Source organism: Aeromonas sp. QDB34, from assembly GCF_027705405.1.
In the GTDB taxonomy this organism is placed as follows: domain Bacteria; phylum Pseudomonadota; class Gammaproteobacteria; order Enterobacterales; family Aeromonadaceae; genus Aeromonas; species Aeromonas hydrophila.
The window spans coordinates 1-4,647 of the sequence record NZ_JAPDBT010000048.1 but is presented as its reverse complement, the minus strand read 5'-3'; the positions used below and the strand labels follow the sequence as shown (position 1 = coordinate 4,647).

The following is a 4,647-nucleotide window of genomic DNA, read 5'->3' as shown; positions in this document are numbered from 1 at the left end:
TGGAGATCGGAAAGCCCCTTTACGGTGGGATTCAGAGCTTACGTTGGTTTTTGGTTCCATTGCTCCCCAAACCCCGAGAACAACTATTAGCAATGGCATTAGCACCGCACTAGATGACAATCCAGCAACAACAAATAGCCCACACCAAGCAACGACGATCAAGCCAAAGACAGCAGCGACGGTTTTTGCGTGGGCACTTGAGAATAGTTTGAAGCTGGCCATGAAAGCGCCGACTGCCGCGAGGCTAGAAGCCACGATGGCTCTGAATGCAAGAGTAAGGAAGCCAGGGTTATCTACTTCGCTTCCGCCTCCGTAACGTTCAGGAACGAAGATTAAACCGTAAAGATTTAATAGCGACTCAATGATGGGGGCTGCGATGTAAAGGAGCAGAAAGAACATCACGACGCTGACTATCGCAGCCCCTACGGTTTGGCCCCAATAGATCTGATTATTCATGGCTGGGTCCTAACAATTTCTATCTTTCCTCAATGACCAAGTCAGGGCTTTTCTCTATCCCTGGGCGAGTATATTCGCTGTCATTTTCATTTAAACAACGGAAGTAAATGGTTACCGTAGTGTCTATATCCATTCTGGTTTTTGCAGTGTTTTCATTCAAAAACATGAATTTTTTACCAAGGCTATTACACTTTTCCGCCCCTGAGTTGAATGCACTTTGGCGGGCGGATGCTGCATCACGGAATCCATCCGCAGTGGCTGATACCGAATATGTGTCTTTACCAACCTCAAGAACGTTGCTCGTAGAGACGCAACCACCCAAGGCGAGAGTAATCAGCACTGCCGTTGTCTTGTAATGCATTGATTTTATTATCCTTATTGTTATAGAGATGGGTGATTGTGGATCATCCAACTCTATCCTTTTTTTTATATAAAAATCAAAGCATTCGGTGATTACGGAACGGCCAGTGGTGGCTGTAACTGGTACTGGTTTGGTGCTGAGGTGTATCCCGGTCTGTCACCGCGCAGAAGGGGCGTTACGGTAAACCGGCGGCCTTCTGCGCCTGCTGGCGGCTCCTGCAACGAAGGCGACAGACTACGCTAGTCGCCCTCGTTGCAGGAGCGTGATACTATCAAGCACGTGCTATTACACGTGTCACCTTATTGGAGGTCATCATGGTCGCAGCAGCTATGCGCAGCAAGAGAACGGTCAGCGTCACGCTGGAGCCCAGCCTGCTGGAAAGAGCCAGGGCAGCAGGGATCAACCTGTCAGCCACCCTTGCCACCGCGCTACAGCATGAGATCAGCGGCTCAGAGGCCGACCGCTGGAAGCGTGAGAACAGAGACGCAATACAAACACTTAACCGGATGGTCGAAGAGCGCGGCCTGTTTTCTGACGATCACAGGACGTTCTGATGCAGTTCACGATCTACCGCAACAAGGGCAATGCCCGTGTCTATCCCTATTTACTGAATGTGCAGAGCGACATCATCGGCGAACTGCACACCCGGATGGTGATCCCCTTGGTCCCGCTGGCGGACTTCACTGGACGGCCTGCACAGCGGCTTAACCCGGTGATCACCGTCGAGGGTGGCAAGTATCTGGTGTTGACCCACGAAATGGCTGCGGTGCGGCTGGCGCAGTTAGGGGAGGAAGTGACCGAAGTTCAGGAGTCTCGTCAGCTCGTCAAGGACGCGATAGATTTCCTGCTGGATGGTGTTTGAAGGTGTTTGTACCGCGCAGAAGGGGCGTTACGGTAAACCAGCGCCCTTTTTTATTTACAAAGAATTCAGATGAATTGACGATCCTGAAGGATCCAGCGTAACCTGCTCGCCAGAAACGAAAAAACCACCCGGCAAGGTGGTTTATTCGAAGGTACTCCGAGTTAGAGCTCTTTGTACCTGGTAACGGCTCCGAAGAGGGAAGCAGCTACCTAAAGTCCCAATAAGTTTAGCGGCTCCATGCCGTCTTTTTCAAGCTAATTCCCTCTCTAAGACCGTTACCGAAGGCCACCACCTTTGGCGCTTTGTCGTACCCGCACGGATTGGAAGCATGAGTTTGTTGCCGTGTTAGGGTGTGGTTGGTCGGGCAGAACGGGGAAATCTCACATACTGCCCAGCGTGCGATCGCGCATCACAGCCTCCCACGGCTCGCAACCGTTGGGGCGCCAACCACCCAGAGCGTAACGGGTTCCGTCCACGGCCAGCTCTCTAAAAACGGCGCGGCAGTCCGGCCAACAGGCGGGGACTAAAGGTTGGTGCAGCAGGACGGGATGTGTCTCTGGAGCGCGTGAGAGGGAGCCGCCGCAAGCGGTCTCGATAGTCCAGTGCATGGTGATCCATCTTGTGTAACTACGCCATTTTTGACGTAGCCAAGCAGGAGGGCTCTCCTATCTTGAAGCGCAGCGGAAAGATAGGAGAGCCCGGCAGATGGGGGCGCGCAGCGACGGCTTTTTCGCGGCTATCGGCCGCTGTCTTTAGGACCTAGATTTTCAATCGAGAGAGGATCTTGGCGAGGTGGGTAACTGCGTCCGTCCGTCCAGCAGGGGCTTGTCCCCTGTGGGCGGCAGCAGTTATCCATGGAGCTGGGTGCTCTTGACCTGATGCCCCTGTGAGGGGCATCATCATATTCTAAATTTGATTCATCAAAATGTCGTCGTGATTTATGGAAGAGCTACAGGCCAAGTGGACGTTTGACCAAGGCGGGTTTGCCAGGGCTCTCGTGGTGCCCACCCCGATGGGGGCCGGATACCACCTGCACCTGGTGAAGTTCGGCAAACAGAGCGAGACCGTGGTGCTGGAACGACAGCGCGGAGGTTGGCGGGTATTCAAGAGCATTGATGCTGCCGCCAACACGGCCAACGGTATCGGGTTCCGGCGCATCGAGATCGACCTCAGCAGTCGCTAGGTTTTAGGGGTCGAGGGGTATCCCCCTCGCTCACAACGCCAACTTGTAAACCACGAAGTGGTACAAGAGGGCTTAGTGAGTGTCCTGCTTGTAGACAAGCATCCAAAATCGGTTTCTACTGAGGCACCATCTCAAGGAGTCTCACACCATGTCTGGATTCGTTATCGTCAGGCACAACAAGCTCAAATCCATCGGCCATGTCCAAGCAGCCATCAACCATAACGACCGCACTACCAAGCCCAAAAATGCCGATCCGAGCCGACTCCATCTCAACCATTTTAAGGGCGATGGCATGGCAAAGCTGCGTACAAATCTCGCCTCGGTGACCCAGGCCAGCACGGCAAAGGAGCCAGTGTTGGCTTTGGAATACCTCGTTACAGCAACGCCAGAGCAGATCAACTCGCCAGACTTCGACAGGAAAGCCTATTTCAAGGCGGCCAAGGCGTACCTGGACAAGTTGTTGGGGGCAGAGAACTTCATCCATGAGGCCGTTCACTATGACGAGCGATCAGTCCACGGCCATTTCATTTACACCCCGATCATCGAATTGGAGGCCAGCACCAGACGGCGTTCTGTTGTCGTTGGCAAGACTGAGGACGGCAAGCAGAAACGAGAGGTGCGCGAGTGCGCAACGAAGGCAGGCCGAGCCCTGAACGCGAAAAAGTTCACCGGACGGGATGCCTCGATAGCGTTGCAGACCACCTTTGCCGAGGAGGTGGGGGTACCCTTTGGGCTGCGCCGTGGTATCGCTGGCAGCAAGGCCAAGCACACCGAGATCAAGGCGTTCTACGGCCAGCTACAGCGGGATCTGGCGGATATACAGGCCAAGATGGGGCGCCTTGCAGAGCAGGAGGCGGCGCAGGATGAGCGAGGCGACGATCTTGACCAGCGAGGGGTTGATGTGTGGGCAAGAGAGAAGGCTTTGGAGACGGAGCGGCTGGTGCTGGCTGAGTACAAACGCCAGCTGGATGAACGGATCGCCGGAGTCAGGGCGCTGTCCGATGATCTGAAGCAGATCGAAGCAGGCCTAAATGAACGAAAGGCCGAGTTGGATGCGGAAGTGGAGAGGCAAGTGAGCGGGCTGGAGACGTGGGAGCTGGACTTGCAGAGCCGCGAGGCAGAGCTGGCAGTCAATCCCCCTACCCCAGCCCTCAAATCGCGTAGCAAGGTGTTGGATGCCCTTGTGGCGGCCCTGCCAGAGACCTTAATCAGGGAGCTACCTGCGGAGCTGAGGAAGGCTGTGCGGGGGGTGCAGGAACGAAACAACAATCAGGGGCTCAGCAGGTAGCCACTCAGACTCATCAAACTTTAAAAATGAAAAATCATTATCTAAAAATGATGGCGATGACCACTCAAACTACTCGAAACAACCTGCTCCTAGCGTTTTTCCCATGAAACCGGATCGGCTCGCTGGAGGGGAAATTCGCCCCTTCAAACCGTCGCAAACTTTCAGCCGCAATTCGGCCAGAACGGGCCGGGATAACGGCCTGTTTACCGCGCTGGCGGGCTGCGACGGGACGAGTGCGTCGTTTTCCCTGGTGAAAATGGCAATTGAACATAATGGGCATTATGTGCACCGCATTCTGGGGGGCAAACCACAAAAAATCCCAATATTCCTGATCGACGGCGAGACGACTGCAATGTTAGAACTCAGAACCCCCCTTGCCATGCCCAATATGCCACAAACAACGGTGGTACAGCGCCGAGAAGGGGTTTGGGGAGCAATGGAACCAAAAACCAACGTAAGCCCTACCAACGCTTTTCGGTGTCTTCTTCCCAGGCGCC

The 4,647-nt window shown here is 54.4% G+C and carries 7 protein-coding genes; 5 read left to right on the top strand and 2 right to left on the bottom strand.

The genetic code is table 11. The annotated features are described in order from the left end of the window. Together OKC29_RS22860 and OKC29_RS22855 are read right to left on the bottom strand one after the other, a co-directional pair. The coding region (locus OKC29_RS22860; protein ID WP_270669806.1) for a hypothetical protein at nucleotides 1-456 on the bottom strand (456 nt) is incomplete at its 3' end. 19 nt (nucleotides 457-475) lie between these two features. Further along, a complete protein-coding gene (locus OKC29_RS22855) occupies nucleotides 476-817 on the bottom strand; it encodes a hypothetical protein (RefSeq protein WP_128274417.1) in 342 nt (113 codons plus the stop codon). 314 nt (nucleotides 818-1,131) lie between these two features. On the opposite strand from OKC29_RS22855, the gene OKC29_RS22850 reads away from it, so the two are divergent. The 5 genes from OKC29_RS22850 to OKC29_RS22830 form a co-directional block, all read left to right on the top strand. After that, on the top strand, nucleotides 1,132-1,371 hold the full coding sequence (locus tag OKC29_RS22850; protein ID WP_128274415.1) for a type II toxin-antitoxin system CcdA family antitoxin: 240 nt from the start codon (nucleotides 1,132-1,134) through the stop codon (nucleotides 1,369-1,371). Continuing rightward, nucleotides 1,371-1,679: a CcdB family protein gene (locus tag OKC29_RS22845; protein ID WP_128274413.1), complete on the top strand. Its 309-nt coding sequence runs from the start codon at nucleotides 1,371-1,373 to the stop codon at nucleotides 1,677-1,679. The genes OKC29_RS22850 and OKC29_RS22845 overlap by 1 nt, the downstream gene beginning before the upstream one ends. A 940-nt stretch (nucleotides 1,680-2,619) precedes the next feature. After that, nucleotides 2,620-2,862 carry a plasmid replication protein RepB gene (locus OKC29_RS22840; protein WP_270669805.1) on the top strand — a complete coding sequence of 81 codons (243 nt, stop codon included), beginning with the start codon at nucleotides 2,620-2,622 and terminating at the stop codon, nucleotides 2,860-2,862. Between the two features lie 148 nt (nucleotides 2,863-3,010). Further along, the gene (locus OKC29_RS22835) at nucleotides 3,011-4,150 is read left to right on the top strand and encodes a plasmid recombination protein (RefSeq protein WP_270669804.1); all 1,140 of its coding nucleotides are present in this window, start codon (nucleotides 3,011-3,013) and stop codon (nucleotides 4,148-4,150) included. A gap of 103 nt (nucleotides 4,151-4,253) precedes the next feature. Then, a partial coding sequence (locus OKC29_RS22830) for a hypothetical protein (protein WP_270669803.1) occupies nucleotides 4,254-4,647 on the top strand: 394 nt, incomplete at its 3' end.